Raw genomic sequence first — 15,206 nt, forward strand, 5'->3', positions numbered from 1 at the left:
TCATGCGGCATTCGAGGCTTGTACTGGCGGCTTGTCTTGCGCTTGGGGTGGCGGCCTGTAGCCTGCGCCAGCAGCTCCCCACCGGTGAGAACTACTACGCGCTGGGTCAGCAAGCCTACGCGACCCATGACTACAAGGGCGCGACCATCTACTTCCAGAAGCTCATTGACCAATATCCGTTCAGCCCCTATGCCGAAGACGCCGAGCTTAAAATCGGCCTCGCCCAATACCAGATGAAGCACTACGCCGAGGCGATCGCCTCGCTCACGGACTTCGAGAAGATGCATCCGACGAGCAAGCAGATCGAGCTGGCGTCGTACTACCTGGCGATGGCGCACTTCGACCAGATCGGCCGTCCCGACCAGGATCAGACCCATACCCGGCTGGCGCTCGAGCAGTTCGAGATTATCGAGCGGCGTTATCCGGAAACCGGCTTCGCCGCCCTCGCCCATCAGCAGATCGCGATCTGCCGCGAGATGCTCGCGCGCCATCAGCTGCTGATCGGCGATTTCTACTACAGCCGTGCCAACTTCCGCGCCGCCGAATCGCGCCTGGCGGAGTTGATGCAGAAGTGGCCCGATACGCCAGTGGGCGATGAGGCGCTCTACCAGCTCGGCGACGTGCTGGAGAAGGAAGGCAAGAAGTATTCGGCGGCCCAAGCCTACACCGCTGAGGTCCTGCACTATCCGGGAACCGAGTACGCCAAAAAGGCCGAGGCCAAGCTCAAGAAGCTCCATCAGCCGGTCGACACCGAGGAAGACCCACTCAAACTGGTGCTGGCGGAAAGCGGATTCGGCGACAATTCGCCCGATAACGTGACCGTGCGCCAGGGCGACGACGCCGCGCTGGCCGCGGCAAGCGACTCCAAAGCCATCTATGGAGCCGACGGCCTGCCGAACCTCGAACGCGCGGCGGCATCCGCCAAGCCCGCGGGCGCGAGCACCATCGCGGCGCATCCCGCGACCGCTCCTGCCGGCGCCCCCGGCTCTTCCGCCGCCGGCACCGCCGCGGCCCAAAGCGTCGCCCGCGCATCCGAGCACGGCGCGCTGCCGGGCGTACTCAAGGCGCCCGCACCGACCGGGCCGGCAACGCTCGACCGCATTCGGCTTTCGTCAGCCGACCCGCCGCTGTCCGTGATCTTCGATCTTACCGGGCCAGTCGCCTACGACAACGAACTCCAGAGCGGCAACGGCTATTCGACCCTGACCATCCATCTCAAGGACACCCGGCCGGCACCCAAGATGGCCAGCCATTTGGTGTTCGACCGCTCGATCTTCCGCGATTGCGATATCGAGGCCAAGGCTGACGGCACCACAGTCACCGTCAACACGTCGCCGGTGTCGCGCTTTGCGGTGGTGCCGCTCCAGTCGCCGCCGCGATTACTTATCACCTTTACTCCAGAGAACGGGCAGGGTGCGCCCGATCAGGCTGCCGACGCCTCCGGCTCGCAGTTGTAGGCCGTCGGATACGATCAGGCAAATACTTCGTCGAAGCGCAGGCCCAGGAAGCCGAGTACTACCTGCGCATAAACACGCAATCCCCACAGGAAGCCGTCGAGCGGGATACGCTCGTCGTGGGCATGGTAAAGCGAGCCGAAGGGCATCTTCGCGCCGACCCTCACCGGCCCGAAACCGTAACAGGTCGCGCCGAGCTGCGCGTAGAACTTGCTGTCCGTCGCCCCGGGCAGCATCCAGGCGATCGCGCGCGCGCCAGGGTCGGCAGCTTCGAGCTCGCGCGCGATTAGGCGAAACAGCTCTGTGTCGGCGGAACCCTCGGCCGGCGGCGCCGACTTGATGACCTCCAACGCGGGCTCTGGGCCGACGATCTCGCGCAACTCGCGCAGAAAGCTCTCGGGCGTCTCGCCGGGCAGCGTGCGGCCGTCGAGCACCGCCGAGGCCTCGCCCGGGATGACATTGTCCTTGTAGCCGGCGCGCACGATGGTAGGCGTGACCGTGTTGGCCATCATTGCGCGAAACAGCGGCGGCGCGCTGTGCGGGTCGATTCCCAGCTCCCCCAGCGTGCGCCGCATCAGCGGCGTCAGTCGCTGGCGCATCGGCGTGCGATTCAGTCGCTGGATCAGATCGGCAAGCCACGCGATCGCGTTATCCGGGCGCGGAATCGAGCCGTGGCCCGGCGGGGCGTGTACGCTCATCCTGACCGTAACGTACCCCTTCTCGGCCACCTGGACCGGATAATAACGCCGACCGTTCAGATGGAGCGTGAAGCCGCCCGCCTCATTGAGCACCCATCCACAGCGGATAAGCTCCGGATGGCATTCGACGAGGAATTTCGCGCCCAGCTCCGAGCCCGCCTCCTCGTCCGCCACCGCGGCGAAGATCAAATCGCGGTTGGGCACCGCGCCAGCGCGTTTGAGCGCCAGCATCAGGCTCAGGTCCATCGCGCACTTGGGTTTCATGTCGATCGCGCCGCGTCCCCATACGCAACCCTCGGCGACCTCGGCGCCAAATGGCGGCCGGCTCCATCGCTGGGGCTCGACCGGCACGACGTCGGTATGTGAGGAGAGCATCAGGGGCGCCTCGACACCGCCCTTCAGCCGGGCGACCAGATTGGCGCGGGTCGGCTCCTTCTCCAGCACCACCGCGCCGATGCCCTCGGTGCCGAAGGCGGCGGCCAGCAGCTCAGTGGCGACCCGCTCGTTGCCAGGCGGATTGACCGTGTCGCAGCGAATGAGCGCGCGCAGGTGCGCGAGCGCCTCGCGCTCGAAGCTTTCCCATGGCGTGCGCGCCAGACGGCGTTGTGGGCTGATTTCCACCGGCCCAAGCAGTGTAGCCGATCGGCGGCGCGCGTGTGTAGTTCAGCGGCTGTTGGTTTCCCGGACGGCAACGCCAGCGTGTAGCAGTTTTCCACAGATTGCGGGGCAATTCTCCCGCATCCCACTGACGAGCAGCCACTTATTCATGCATGGCCGTGTCTTGCCGCCAAGGACGCGGGGTTTCGAATGGCAGTCCGTTTGCTATCGCTTCGCTATGGGATTCGCCTTGTTCCCTCGATTGCAAGCGGGCCGGCGGGAGCTGATCAGACCCTTGGGGCTGGGATTCGGCTTTCTGGCTCGGCCACAGGCTTGGCTCGTTGCGGGGCCGAATGGCGCTATAATGGCGCCGGTGAAGGTCGGCACGCGTCTAACCCTGGTGCTGCTGTTGGCGGTCACACCCGTCATCGCCGTGCACACCTATCTGAGCGTGCAGCGGGCCACCAACGCTTCGATAGCCGACCTCAAGCGCGAGATCCGCGCCAGTGTGCGCGCCCTGGTCCCTGCGGTCGATAATGACCTGCGTGAACGGCAGTGGGACCAGATCCTCAACGAGCTCCAGCGCATGAGCGTCAACGAGACTCGCGTCGCGCTGTTCACCGCCGACGGTAACCCGTGGTACATCCCGCTCGCCTTCCCCACTGAGCTGATGCCGACGGCTGATGACTTCCGCCGTGCCGACGCCGAGAGGTTTGCCGAGTTCGAGCGCACGATTGCCGACCGTAGCTGGTTCTGCCGCCTGGTCCCGTTAACCGTCAACGGCGAGCTGGCCGGCCGGCTGCTGGTCGCCCAGGACTGGACCAACATCAGCGAGGACCTGCGCGCGCGCAGGATGACCTCGATCGGCGTGGCGATGCTGGTGATGGCGTTGATTGCGGTGATCATCCCGCTGGCCGTGCGCCGCTATATCTCGGACCCGCTGAGCGAACTGTCGCGCCGAGTTACGCGCTTCTCAGCCGACGGGGCGCGCCCGCCCGAGGGCGACGAAGTTGAGCTGCTGACCGAGGAATTCCGCCGCCTGGCCCAGCAGCTCACCCAGGCCGGCGCCGATCTAACTGAGCGTCATCGGCGCGAGCTCGAACTCGAGCGCCGGCTGCAGCGCGCTGACCGCCTGGCTACGATCGGTACGCTCGCCTCGGGCCTGGCTCATGAGATCGGCACCCCGATGGGCGTGATCCGAGCCCGCGCCGAGTACCTGCTGCACAGCAAGCCGCCCGCGCCCAAGGCCCGCGAGGGGCTCGAGATCATCATCAACCAGATCGACCGCATCACGCGCATCGTGCGCATGCTGCTCAATTACGCCCGCGGCAACGAGCCGATCCGCGCCGCCAACGACATCCGGCGGATCGTGCAGCACGCGCTCAGCCTGGTCGAGACCGAGGCCGTGCGGCGCAACGTGCGGCTGACCGCCGAGCTCGGCGAGGAGCCCCTGACCGTCGATTGCGACGCCGACCAGCTCCAGCAGGTCTTCGTCAACCTGGCGGTCAACGCGCTCGACGCGATGGGCGAGACGGGCGGCACGCTGCAGGTGCTTGCCAGCGCCGAGGGCGTCAACGGCATTCGGCGCGCGCGCGTCACCTTCGCCGACACCGGGCCGGGCGTGGCCCCGCAGGACCGCTCGCGCGTCTTCGACCCTTTCTACACCACCAAGGAGCCGGGCAAGGGGACCGGGATGGGACTGGCGGTGAGCCAGTCGATTATGCGCGACCACGGCGGCGAGATTACGCTGGAGTCCGACACCGACGGCACACGGTTTTTCGTCACCATGCCGATGGCGGCGGAGCAGACGGCGCCGCGGCAGGCAGGCGCCCCGCGCCGTGGCGCCGAGGGAGTAGCGTGAGCGAAGATACCCAGGCCACGGTCCTGGTGGTTGACGACGACCGCGAAATGGCGGATGTCGTCTGCGACGTGCTGCGCGAGGCCGGCTATCGCGCGCTGGCCGCCAACTCCGGCGCCGCGGCGCTCGAGTTGGCCCGCCAGGAAAGCCCCGACGTCCTGGTCTCGGACCTGCGCATGAGCGGGCTCAGCGGCCATCAGCTCCAGCTCGAACTCAAGCGCAGCGCGCCCAATCTGCCTGTGATCATTATCACCGCCTTCGGCTCGATACAGACTGCGGTCGAGTCGATGAAGCTGGGCGCGTTCGACTACATCACCAAGCCCTTCAGCAACGACGAGCTGCTGCTGGTGGTCTCGCGCGCGCTGGAGAACCGCAGCCTGCGCCAGGAAGTGCGCCGCCTGCGCGGCGAGCTGGCGCGCAGCTACGGCCTGCCCAACATCATCGCGGCCAATCCGCGGATGATGGGGGTGCTGGAGGTGCTCAAGCAGGTCGCCGACAGCCCGGCCAGCGTGCTCATCACCGGTGAGAGCGGCACCGGCAAGGATCTGCTCGCGCGCGCGCTGCACTTCGAGAGCTCGCGCCGCGAGGGTCCATTCGTGCCGATCAACTGCGCGGCGATTCCCGACAACCTCATCGAGAGCGAGCTCTTCGGTCACGTGCGCGGCGCCTTCACCGACGCCCGCCAGAGCAAGACCGGGCTGTTCGTCGCCGCCCGCGGCGGCACGCTCTTCCTCGACGAGATTGGCGAGATGCCGCTGCCGTTGCAGGCCAAACTGCTGCGCGTGCTCGAGGACAAGAAGGTGCGCCCGGTGGGCGCCACCGAGGAGATTCCCATCGACGTGCGGATCGTCGCCGCCACCAACGCCGACCTCGAACCACTGATGGAACAGGGGCGCTTCCGCTCGGACCTCTACTACCGCCTCGCCACGCTGATGCTGGCGGTTCCGCCGCTGCGCGAACGCCCCGAGGACATCCCGCTCCTGGTCAAGCATTTCGTCGCGCGCGCGGCCGCCGAGGCAGGCAAGCCGCTGCCCGAGATCGAGCCGGCAGCGATCAGCGTGCTGATGCGCTACCGATGGCCGGGCAACGTGCGCGAGCTGCACAACGCGCTCCAGAGCGCCGTCATCCTCTGCCGCGACGACCGCCTGACGGTCAAGGATCTCCCGCCGCGCGTCGCAGGCACGCGCACCGTCCCCAGCCGGACGATCGAGGAGCTAGTCGACCGCAGGCTCAGCCTGGATCGGCTCGAGCGTGAGTACGTGCGCGCAGTCCTCAATTCGGTCGGCGGCAACAAGCGCGAAGCCGCCGCGATCCTCCAGATCGACCGCAAGACCCTCTATCGCAAGCTCGAAGAGCCTGAAGAGCCCGTCGAGCAAGCGCAAAGCAGAGCCGAGTAACGCGTCAGCGCGCGGCCAGCGCGCGCATTCGGCCTCGGTGCGGCGTTGCGCTTCGTGTCGTTTCAGTGGCGGCGGCGCGCCTGCGTTTGTTAAGTATTCTGCGTGGCCGCGCTTCGGCGCTTGCCGGGAGGCGGCGCGGAACACGCGTCATCGACGGAGGTGTGTGGTGAGCGGCGAGGCCAGGCGGACACAAACCGTTGCGATCGTCGGCGCGGCCGAGATGGACGCTGCGGTGGGCGCGCGGCCGGCGCGCGCGTGCTCGCCACGCTGGGCGGGCGCTCGGCCGCCAGCGGCGCGCGTGGGACTGGCGCCTAGGCTGCGCGCCGAGCTTGCGCGCAGCCAGCCCGAGATATTGGCATGGATGGGCCCGAAGGTTCCGGCGACGTTCCACAAGGCCTGGCGCTGGGTTGCCGAGATGGAACAGATCGCTGAGTTTCTCGGCGCGCCCGGCGACGGCGCAGCGATCTATGCCGGAATGGCACGGCTGTACACGCGATTGTGCTATAAGGCGACGGCTCGCGGCGTCCGCGACGCGCACGAACAAGCAACTTGATCCTCGCGATCGGGAAGGAACAGGAACCCTAAACCGCATGGCTGAAGTGAAATTCGGAGTTTTTCTGCCGACCGGCGACTTCGCCGAGATGAAGCGCTCGGCGTTGCGCGCCGAGGCCGAGGGATTCTACTCGGTCTCCACCAACGACCATTTCTTCACCCCCTTCGGTTCGCCCGAGACTCCGCAACTGGAATGTTTCACGGCCCTGACCACGATTGCGGCCCTGACCAGTCGCATCCGTCTGGCGCCGGCCGTGGTCAACGCGTCGTTTCGCACACCGCCGATGCTCGCCAAGATAGCCTCGACCCTCGACCATGCGTGCAACGGACGCCTGACGCTGGGGCTGGGCGCGGGATGGAAACGCGATGAGTACGAGGCGCACAACTACCGCTATCCGTCGAACAGCGAACGGCTCGACCAGCTCGACGAGACGGTGGCCGTGCTCAAGGCGATGTGGACGCAGCGGGCGCCCTCGTTTCGCGGACGCCACTTCGCGATCGACCACGCTTACAACAATCCGCGCCCGCTGCAGAAGCCGCATCCGCCGATCATGCTCGGCGGCTCGGGGAGCAAGCTGCTGAAGATCGCAGCCGCCCACGCCGACGTGATCAACCTCATCCCGCCGATCTTCAACGGCAAGGACTTCATCAACGACCCCCCGGCGGCGATAAAATTCGATATGGCTGAGCTCAAGCGCCGCATCGACATGCTGCACGGCTTCGCCCGCGCCGCCGGCCGCGACCCGCGCGCGATCGAGGTCAGCGGGCTGAGCGTGGGATGCCTTTCACGCAGCGCCAATGATCCCGTGCTGCGCGCGACCGCCCAACAGATCGGCTTTGGCGACGTCGAGGCGGCGCGCCGAGCACCGGTGTTCCTGATGGGGACGCCGGAGCAGGTGCGGCGCGAGATCCGCACACGACTGGAACAGTTCGGGATGACCTGGCACATCATCTTCTTCGTCAACGACGAATCGCAGAGGCTGTTCGTCAAGGAAGTGATGCCGGAGTTCGCCCGCTAGGACACCGCAGCGTCGCCGCCCGCGCACGAAAATGCTTGACCGCCGGGATGCCCTGATCTATTCGGGCTCTTAGGTCGTTCGAGCGTTGCGCCCCCCGCTGCTTCGCCCTCCGATCGAGCGCGGGTTTTTTCCCATGGGCCTCGTGCGTCTCACTTCGTTTTCGCGCCGATACGAATGCGGATCTCTGACGAGCGTGCCGCGACCTCCGCCGCTCGCCGCCGCGGATTCAAGAGCGAGACGACGTGAAGGAGGTTTCCGTCATGCCGAAACCGAATGACAAATGTCCGTGCGGCTCGGGCAAGCTCTACAAGGACTGCTGCGGCAAGGGAAAATAGCGGCGCGAACCGGGGCTTGAGCTGCAAGTTCACAAGCGCGTGAGGAGGACGCTTTCTCCTGCGGCCGGGTCGCCGCCGCGCCTTCCTCTACGCGCTCTCCCGCCTCCCCCGTTTCCGCTCGGAGGATCGGGACCCTGCTAGCCGCGGGCAGGCGCCGCGGAGTATGGCGGGCGCACGCTGTCGCCGAGCAGCGCCTGCGCGCCGCGCAGCGCCTCCTCGGTTTCACGCAGCAGGCCGGCGAACACCTCGGCGGCGGGCTTGATCTCGCGGATCAGCCCTGAGCCCTGGCCGGCCGGCATAAAGGTACGCTCGGGGTCGGCGCTCGTCCCCGGTCTTCCGCTGAATCCCATCACGCCGTTCTTGTACGACACCACGACCTGCTCCGGGTACGGCTTGATCCGCGCCGGCTCGCGCTCCCACTCCATCACGTAGCGGTTGCGGATCACGCGGCAGGTCTTGCCGGTGAAGCACCGCGTGCGCAGCGTCGAATCCTCGCGCGCGGCCACGATCGATCGGCGATAGGCGTCAGCCGCCTGCGCCTCGGGCGTGGCGATGAAGCGCGTGCCGATCACGACGCCCTGCGCGCCCATCGTGAGCAGCGCCGCGATCTGGCTGCCGTGCGCGATTCCGCCGGCGGCGAGCACCGGCAGCCGCACCGCGCGCAGCATCTGCGGCAGCAGCGACATCAGGCCAATCTCGCCGGTATGGCCGCCGGCCTCGGTGCCCTGCGCGACCACCACGTCGGCGCCGGCGGCCTGCGCCTTCTCGCCGTGATGGACCTTGCCGCACATCACGACCACCTTCATGCCGTGCGCGTGCATGGTCTGAATGAACTCGGCGGGCACGGCGAGCCCGGCGACGAAGATTTTTACCTTCTCCTCGATCAGCACCGGCATGTGCGGGCGCATCAGGTCGGGGATAGGCGCGAGCAGATCGACGGCGAACGGCTTGTCGGTCAGTTCGCGGGTCTTGCGGATTTCCGCGCGCAGCTCCTCCGGCGAGCATCCCGCGGCCCCGATTACACCGAGGCCGCCGGCGTTGGAGATTGCGGCGACCAGCCGATGCATCGCGACCCCGCCCATCCCGGCGAGCACGATCGGATACTGGATGCCGAAGTAGTCGCAAATCGAAGTTCGAATCACCGCTTGGTTCCTCCGCGAGCGCTGCGCGTGATGGGTCGGCGGCCTTGCGCTCCCCCGGCGCAGGCAGCTTTGCATGAGCTCGATCTTACATACAATGCAATCGTGGCACAGGATTCAGCCCGTGTCGGCGCCGCCGCTCGCGCATATCAGTATGGATAGAACACGAAGAACAGCAGCGAGAGCGCGGAGAGCGCCCACAGGCCCGGGCGCACTTCGCCGCCGCGCCCGGCGGCGAGCTTGAACAGCGGGTAGAGCACAAAGCCGGCGGTAATGCCGACGCCGATGTTGTAGGTGAAGCTCATCAGGGCGATTATCGCGAAAGCCGGCAGCAGCTCGGTGTAGTCGTCGAAATCGATCTTCGCGATCGGCGCGACCATCATCGCGCCAACGATCACCAGCGCCGGGCCGTACGCCTGCGGCGGAATCGCGGTCACCGTCGGCGCGAAGAACAGCGAGACCGCGAACAGCGCCGCCGTCGCGACTGCGGTCAGCCCCGTGCGCCCGCCGGCGCTGACACCCGCCGCCGACTCGATATAGGCGCCGGCAGTGGTGGTGCCGACCAGAGCGGCAAACACGGTCGCCAGCGCGTCGGCCATCATCGGCCGTTCGATCTGCGGCAGATGGCCGCGCTCGTCGAGCAGGCCCGCGCGCGCGGCGACACCGACCAGCGTGCCCAGCGTGTCGATCAGCGCCATCACGAAGATCGTCAGCAGCACGCCGAAGAAGCCCCATCCGCGCGCCCGTCCGAAGTCGAGCTGGAAAAGGATCGGCGCGGGGCTGGGCGGCGCGCCGACCCATCGATGCGGCGCGCGGGCGACGCCTGCCGCAAATGCCGCCGCCGAGGCGAGCAGGATGCCGAGCAGGATTGCGCCGGGCACGCGCCACAGAATGAGCAGCGCGATCAAAACGAAGCCGCCGATCGCAATCATCACGGCCGGCGAGTTGAGCGCGCCCAGCCTGACCGGCGCGCCCGGCATGCCGAGCGCAACTATGCCCGCCTCGTTGAGCCCGATGAAGGTAAGAAACAGCCCGATGCCGGCGGCGAAGCTGTAGCGCAGCCCGGCCGGCACCGCCTCGGTCATCCACTGCCGCACCCGCGCGACGGTCAGCGCGGTAAACAGCACGCCCGCGATGAACACCGCGCCCAGCGCCTCCTGCCATCGGTAGCCCAGCACGCGCACCACCGTGTAGGCGACGAAGGCGTTCTCGCCCATGTAAGGAGCGATCGCGAAGGGACGGTTGGCGTACAGCCCCATGATGAGCGTGCCGAAGATCGCGGTCATCACCGTCGCCACCATCGAGGGGCCCTCGGGGATGCCCGCGGCTTTCAGGATCGCGGGGTTGACCGCGATGATGTACGCCATTGTGACGAACGTGGTCACGCCGGCCATCAGCTCGCGCCACACGCTGGTGCCGGCCTGCTCAAGGCCGAAGAATGCCGAGATTCGCGCCCGCACTCGATGCCCTCCCCTGCCCGTCGGCTCGACGGCCACCGCCGGGCCGGGCCCAGCTTATCTTTGCGGACGCGGTTTTCCAGCGGCGCTGGCGATGCGCGGCGCTTGATGAGAAAATCGCGGGCGGAGCCGTGATCATGGACAACACGACGTCGATTCCGGAACCGCAACGCGCGGCCGAGCGGCGCGCGCCGCGCACGCTCGCCGTCGATATCGGCGGCACCGGCATCAAGGCCGAGCTGCTCGACGAACACGGGCGCCCGCTGACCGAGCGTGCGCGCATCGCGACGCCGAAGAAGGCCACCCCGCGCAAGGTGATCGCCGTCGTGCGCAAGCTCGCCCGCACGTGCGGCGCCTTCGACCGCGTCTCGGTCGGTTTCCCCGGCGTGATCAAGAACGGCGTGGTCTATACGGCGCCCAACCTGGGCAGCGGATGGAACGACTTCGACCTCCAGCGCGAACTGGGCCGCGCGCTCAAGCGCCCGGTGCGGATCGCAAACGACGCCGACGTCCAGGGGCTGGGTGTAATCTCGGGCCGCGGCGTTGAGCTGGTGATCACGCTCGGCACCGGTTTCGGCTCGGTTATCTTCGTTGACGGGCACCGCATCCACCTCGAACTCGCCCACCATCCGTTTCGCAAGGGCAAGACCTACGAGGACGAACTCGGCCATCGCGCGCTCAAGAAAAAGGGCAAGGCGCGATGGAACCGGCGACTGCGCGAGGCTATCGACGATCTAAAGCAAACCTTTAATTACGACCGGCTGTTCATCGGCGGCGGCAACGCTCGGTACATCCGTTTTGACCTGCCCGCCGACGTCAAAGTGATCAGCAACGAGGAAGGGCTGCTCGGCGGAATCAAGCTGTGGCAAGAGCCACAGCGCAAGGGCACATTTCGCCGCCGCGCCGCCGCACTATCGACGGAGAAGCGGCCGGCGAGCACCCGTGCGGTTACGACAGGCAAGGTCAGCGCCGGAGTGGGGCCGGCGGTAGTCAAGCCTGCGCTCGCGGCTATCAAGGCTTCGCCCGCAGGATCCAAATCGGCAACCGCGGCGCGCAAAAGGGCGGCGCCGGCCACCAAGGCCACCGCTGCTACGGCTAAACGGGCCGCCGCGGCTACGATGCCCGCTGCGGCGGTGGCAAAGGCGGCGGTGGCAGCGGCGAGGCTCGGAGCCGCGGCGGCGAAGATCGCAGCGGCGGAGGCTGCGGCGATGGCGTCGAAGGCTAAGATGGCTGCGCGCACCGAAAGGCAGCTCGCAGGCGCCGACGGACCAGCATCGGCGCGCAGCGCCGATACACCGGGCGAAACGGCCGCCGCCAATCTTCCATCGAAAGCGCCTGATCCTCCCGGTAGTTTGGGGGCAGCGAATGAGGGGCGGTGAAAAGGGCGGCAGTGGCTGAACGCGACCCAAGCACGACGGCGGCGCAATGGGATGCGATTATCGAGCGCCATCTCGACCGCCTGCGCGTCGAACGCGGCCTTGGCAACAACTCGATCGAGGCTTACGCGCGCGACCTGCGCGACTTCCACGAATACTGTGCTGAGCATGAGATCACGCCGGCGGCGCTCGGCACGCGCGTCGTCAGCGGGTACCTCGAACGGATGGGGCAGCGCGGGATGGCGGTCGCAAGCCAGCGCCGCCATCTGGCGAGCATCCGCGGCCTCGTGCGCGAGCTGCTCGACGCCCACATCCTTGAGCGCGACCCGGCCGCCGCGGTCAAGCTCCGGCCTCATCCGCGCTCCCTGCCCCGCACGCTTTCCCGGCGCGATATCGAGATTCTGCTCGACGCGATCGATACGACGACGCTGCGCGGCAAGCGCGACCGCGCGATGCTCGAGCTGGCCTACGGATGCGGCCTGCGGGTTTCCGAACTTGTCGGGCTGCGGCTGGGCCAGGTCAACCTCGCCGAGCGGGTGGTGATCGTGATGGGCAAGGGCGGCAAGGAGCGGGTGGTGCCGATCGGCAAGGCGGCCGTTCGCGCACTCAAAGGCTACCTCATTGCGCGCGCCGAGGAGGCGGCGCGCAATTCGCGCGCGGCAAGACCCGGCGCGGCGCTCTTCATCAGCCGGCTCGGTCGCGCGATGACACGCCAGGGGTTTTTCAAGGCGCTCAAAGGGTGGGCAGCGGCGCAACCGCGGCTTGGATGGGTCAGTCCGCATACGTTGCGCCACTGCTTCGCGACCCATCTGCTGGAGGGCGGCGCGGACCTGCGCGCGGTGCAGGAGATGCTCGGCCACAGCGACATCTCGACCACCCAGATCTACACCCATCTCTCGCGCAGCCATCTGCGCAAGGTCCATCGCACGTTCCATCCCCGCGCTCGCTATCCCGAGCCCGCCTGAGGCGGCGACGAACCGGATGCCGAACGTCACGTCGTTCATCGTCGAGCTTTCGATCTGGGCGGTGCCCACGGTCTTTGCAATCGTGCTGCACGAAGTGATGCACGGCTACGTGGCGCACGCGCTGGGCGACGACACCGCGGCGCGCGCCGGGCGGCTGACGCTCAACCCGCTGAACCACGTCGATCCGCTCGGCACCGTGATCCTGCCCGCGCTGCTCCTGTTCCTGCATCTGCCGGTGTTCGGCTACGCCAAGCCGGTGCCAGTCGATTTTCGCCGGCTCTCGCCGCGGCGCGCGGGGATGATCGCGGTCGCGGCGGCGGGTCCGCTGACCAACTTCGCGCTGGCGGCGGCGAGCGCCGCGCTGCTGCGGCGGGTCGCACCGTACATCGATGCGCCATGGGGCGAGATTGTGGCGCTGCCGATCGCGCTGATGCTGCGCGCGTCCGTCGTCATCAATATCGTGCTCGCGGTCTTCAACCTGCTCCCGCTGCTGCCGCTCGACGGTGGGCGGGTGGTGGTTGGCGTTTTGCCGCTCGGCGCCGCACGCGCCTTCGCCCGTCTGGAGCCGTACGGATTTCTGATATTGTTTGCGCTGCTGTATACGAACGCGGTAGATGCGGTAATCAATCCGGTGATCAACGCGATCGCACGGGTGCTGCTGTGAGCGACGCGCCCGAAACCACGGCGGCGCGCCCCGAGGCGGGCCCGCGCTTCAGGCTCCCCATCTACGAGGGGCCGCTTGACCTCCTGCTCCATCTGATCAAGCGCGCCGAGCTCGACCCACGCGACGTGACCGCCAGCGTGATCACCGAACAGTATCTCGCCTACCTGGAGCTGCTCGATTCGCTCAACCTCGACATCGCCGGCGAGTACCTGGTGATGGCGGCGACGCTGCTGCTCATCAAGTCGTTCTCCCTGCTGCCACATCCGGGCGCCGAAGAGCTCGAAGAGGCCGAGGAGCTCAAACGCGACCTCGTCGAGCGTCTACTCGAGTACCAGCGCTATCGCGAAGCGGCCGACAAGCTTGCCGAGCGCCCGCTCCTGGGCCGCGACGTCTTCGCCACGCCCGGCGAGCGGCTGCCTGCGGAGGAGAACGCCGGGCCAAACTTCAACGTTTCGATCTTCGACCTGGTCGAAGCGATGGCGGCGGTGCTCAAGCGGCTGGGCGAGGCGACACCGCGCGCGATCGAGCTGCGCGACATTCCGGTCGCCCAATGCATCCCGCGCATCATGGGCGCGCTCGAGGCGGGCGGCGCGGTTGAATTCGCCGCGCTGTTCGAGGATTTTCACGACCGCCCGCTGGTAATCGCGACCTTCATCGCGTTGCTCGAACTGATTCGCCAGGGCAAGGTCCGTGCGTTTCAGGAGCGCCGCTTCGGACCCATCCTGCTCGAGCGGCGCGAGCCGCCGGCCGCGGCGGATGCGCTCCGGTCGTCGGCCGGCGAACCGTCGCCATCCGCAGACGACCCACCGCCGTCTGCAGGCCAAGAACCCTCATCGGACGGCGGCGAGCGGGAGCAATAAGCGGCGGCGGACGTGGCAAGGCGGCGCGCGCTGAACCGGCGCGCGGGGAAAGATGGAAGAAGAACGGCTCAAGGCCATTTTGGAGAGCCTGCTGTTCGCGGCGGGTGAGCCAGTGCCGCTGACGCGGCTGGTGGCGGTGCTCGACAACGTGCCACGCGAAGCGATCAGGAAGGCACTCGGCGAGATGATGCTCGCCTACGGCGCGGGCGGACGCGGCGTGGTGCTCGAAGAGGTTGCGGGCGGTTACCAATTGCGCACGCCCAAGGAGCACGCGCTTTACGTGCGCAAGCTGTTGGCGGCCAAGCCGCCGCGGCTCAGCCGTCCGCTGTTGGAAACGCTCGCGATCGTGGCTTACCGCCAGCCGATCACCCGACCCGAGATCGAGCAGTTGCGCGGCGTCGACTCCGGCGGCGTGCTCGATACCCTGCTCGAACGGCGACTGATTCGAATCGCCGGGCGCAAGGAGGCGCCGGGCCGTCCGATCATGTACGCGACGACGCCGGAGTTTCTTGAGGTCTTCGGGCTACGGGATCTTCAGAGCCTGCCCGACCTCGACGAGTTCAAGGAGCTGGAAGGACGCGCCGGCGTGGATGCGGCGGTCGAACCGGCCACCGACTTCGTGCCGGGCGACGAGCCTGCGCCGACGTCGGCAGAGGACGCCGCGGCCGCAGCGGCCGCGGCGTCCTCTGCCGCTCCCTCGGCGGAAGCGCAGCCTGAGCCGGGCGCGCCCGCCGAGGCGGGCGCGCCCGGCTCAGGCGATAACTCCGCCGTCGCTGGCGCCCCGAGCGACGACGAGCGGCATTAGCCGCTCGTCGTCGCTCGGGGATTTGACGCA

At 67.7% G+C, this 15,206-nt stretch carries 13 protein-coding genes; 10 read left to right on the forward strand and 3 right to left on the reverse strand.

Annotated elements, in window-relative coordinates; genetic code table 11:
- The first annotated feature begins 2 nt into the window (after window positions 1-2).
- Entirely contained in the window at window positions 3-1,457 is a 1,455-nt protein-coding gene (locus tag VFB33_17335) for an outer membrane protein assembly factor BamD (protein HZO83460.1), read from the forward strand.
- 14 nt (window positions 1,458-1,471) lie between these two features.
- Here VFB33_17335 and VFB33_17340 read toward each other — a convergent pair whose 3' ends face one another.
- Window positions 1,472-2,773: a M20/M25/M40 family metallo-hydrolase gene (locus tag VFB33_17340; GenBank protein ID HZO83461.1), complete on the reverse strand. Its 1,302-nt coding sequence runs from the start codon at window positions 2,771-2,773 to the stop codon at window positions 1,472-1,474.
- A 340-nt stretch (window positions 2,774-3,113) separates the two neighbouring features.
- Between VFB33_17340 and VFB33_17345 the strand changes: the two genes are divergently transcribed.
- From VFB33_17345 to VFB33_17360, 4 genes are all read left to right on the forward strand, one after another.
- Window positions 3,114-4,610: a HAMP domain-containing sensor histidine kinase gene (locus tag VFB33_17345; GenBank protein HZO83462.1), complete on the forward strand. Its 1,497-nt coding sequence runs from the start codon at window positions 3,114-3,116 to the stop codon at window positions 4,608-4,610.
- The gene (locus VFB33_17350) at window positions 4,607-6,004 is read left to right on the forward strand and encodes a sigma-54 dependent transcriptional regulator (protein HZO83463.1); all 1,398 of its coding nucleotides are present in this window, start codon (window positions 4,607-4,609) and stop codon (window positions 6,002-6,004) included. The genes VFB33_17345 and VFB33_17350 overlap by 4 nt, the downstream gene beginning before the upstream one ends.
- Window positions 6,005-6,170: 166 nt before the next feature.
- Complete coding sequence (locus VFB33_17355; GenBank protein ID HZO83464.1) at window positions 6,171-6,557, forward strand: DUF1932 domain-containing protein; 387 nt, start codon at window positions 6,171-6,173, stop codon at window positions 6,555-6,557.
- Between the two features lie 37 nt (window positions 6,558-6,594).
- Window positions 6,595-7,575 (forward strand): LLM class flavin-dependent oxidoreductase, encoded by a 981-nt coding sequence (locus tag VFB33_17360; GenBank protein ID HZO83465.1) that lies wholly within the window; start codon window positions 6,595-6,597, stop codon window positions 7,573-7,575.
- A 472-nt stretch (window positions 7,576-8,047) separates the two neighbouring features.
- Here VFB33_17360 and VFB33_17365 read toward each other — a convergent pair whose 3' ends face one another.
- Both VFB33_17365 and VFB33_17370 read right to left on the reverse strand, forming a co-directional pair.
- The gene (locus VFB33_17365) at window positions 8,048-9,052 is read right to left on the reverse strand and encodes a nitronate monooxygenase (GenBank protein ID HZO83466.1); all 1,005 of its coding nucleotides are present in this window, start codon (window positions 9,050-9,052) and stop codon (window positions 8,048-8,050) included.
- A gap of 146 nt (window positions 9,053-9,198) precedes the next feature.
- Window positions 9,199-10,509, reverse strand: a complete 1,311-nt coding sequence (locus VFB33_17370) for an NCS2 family permease (protein ID HZO83467.1) — start codon at window positions 10,507-10,509, stop codon at window positions 9,199-9,201.
- Window positions 10,510-10,643: 134 nt separating this feature from the next.
- Here VFB33_17370 and VFB33_17375 point away from each other — a divergent pair, with 134 nt between their 5' ends.
- The 5 genes from VFB33_17375 to scpB are packed head-to-tail and all read left to right on the forward strand — an operon-like array spanning window position 10,644 to window position 15,176.
- Window positions 10,644-11,885, forward strand: a complete 1,242-nt coding sequence (locus VFB33_17375; protein HZO83468.1) for an ROK family protein — start codon at window positions 10,644-10,646, stop codon at window positions 11,883-11,885.
- 11 nt (window positions 11,886-11,896) lie between these two features.
- On the forward strand, window positions 11,897-12,847 hold the full coding sequence (locus VFB33_17380) for a site-specific tyrosine recombinase (protein HZO83469.1): 951 nt from the start codon (window positions 11,897-11,899) through the stop codon (window positions 12,845-12,847).
- Between the two features lie 16 nt (window positions 12,848-12,863).
- The gene (locus VFB33_17385) at window positions 12,864-13,511 is read left to right on the forward strand and encodes a site-2 protease family protein (GenBank protein ID HZO83470.1); all 648 of its coding nucleotides are present in this window, start codon (window positions 12,864-12,866) and stop codon (window positions 13,509-13,511) included.
- The gene (locus VFB33_17390) at window positions 13,508-14,371 is read left to right on the forward strand and encodes a segregation/condensation protein A (GenBank protein HZO83471.1); all 864 of its coding nucleotides are present in this window, start codon (window positions 13,508-13,510) and stop codon (window positions 14,369-14,371) included. The genes VFB33_17385 and VFB33_17390 overlap by 4 nt, the downstream gene beginning before the upstream one ends.
- Window positions 14,372-14,423: 52 nt before the next feature.
- Window positions 14,424-15,176, forward strand: coding sequence for an SMC-Scp complex subunit ScpB (scpB, locus tag VFB33_17395; GenBank protein ID HZO83472.1), 753 nt, complete (start codon window positions 14,424-14,426; stop codon window positions 15,174-15,176).
- The last annotated feature ends 30 nt before the right edge of the window (window positions 15,177-15,206 follow it).

The sequence above is a fragment of the Candidatus Binataceae bacterium genome (assembly GCA_035650475.1).
In the GTDB taxonomy this organism is placed as follows: Bacteria; Desulfobacterota; Binatia; order Binatales; family Binataceae; genus JAKAVN01.

What these genes read in the sequence shown, in the direction of transcription:
- VFB33_17335 (HZO83460.1), top strand. Translation starts at nt 3, where the DNA reads ATGCGGCATTCGAGGCTTGTACTGGCGGCTTGTCTTGCGCTTGGGGTG.
- VFB33_17345 (HZO83462.1), top strand. Translation starts at nt 3,114, where the DNA reads ATGGCGCCGGTGAAGGTCGGCACGCGTCTAACCCTGGTGCTGCTGTTG.
- VFB33_17360 (HZO83465.1), top strand. Translation starts at nt 6,595, where the DNA reads ATGGCTGAAGTGAAATTCGGAGTTTTTCTGCCGACCGGCGACTTCGCC.
- VFB33_17375 (HZO83468.1), top strand. Translation starts at nt 10,644, where the DNA reads ATGGACAACACGACGTCGATTCCGGAACCGCAACGCGCGGCCGAGCGG.
- VFB33_17385 (HZO83470.1), top strand. Translation starts at nt 12,864, where the DNA reads ATGCCGAACGTCACGTCGTTCATCGTCGAGCTTTCGATCTGGGCGGTG.
- scpB (HZO83472.1), top strand. Translation starts at nt 14,424, where the DNA reads ATGGAAGAAGAACGGCTCAAGGCCATTTTGGAGAGCCTGCTGTTCGCG.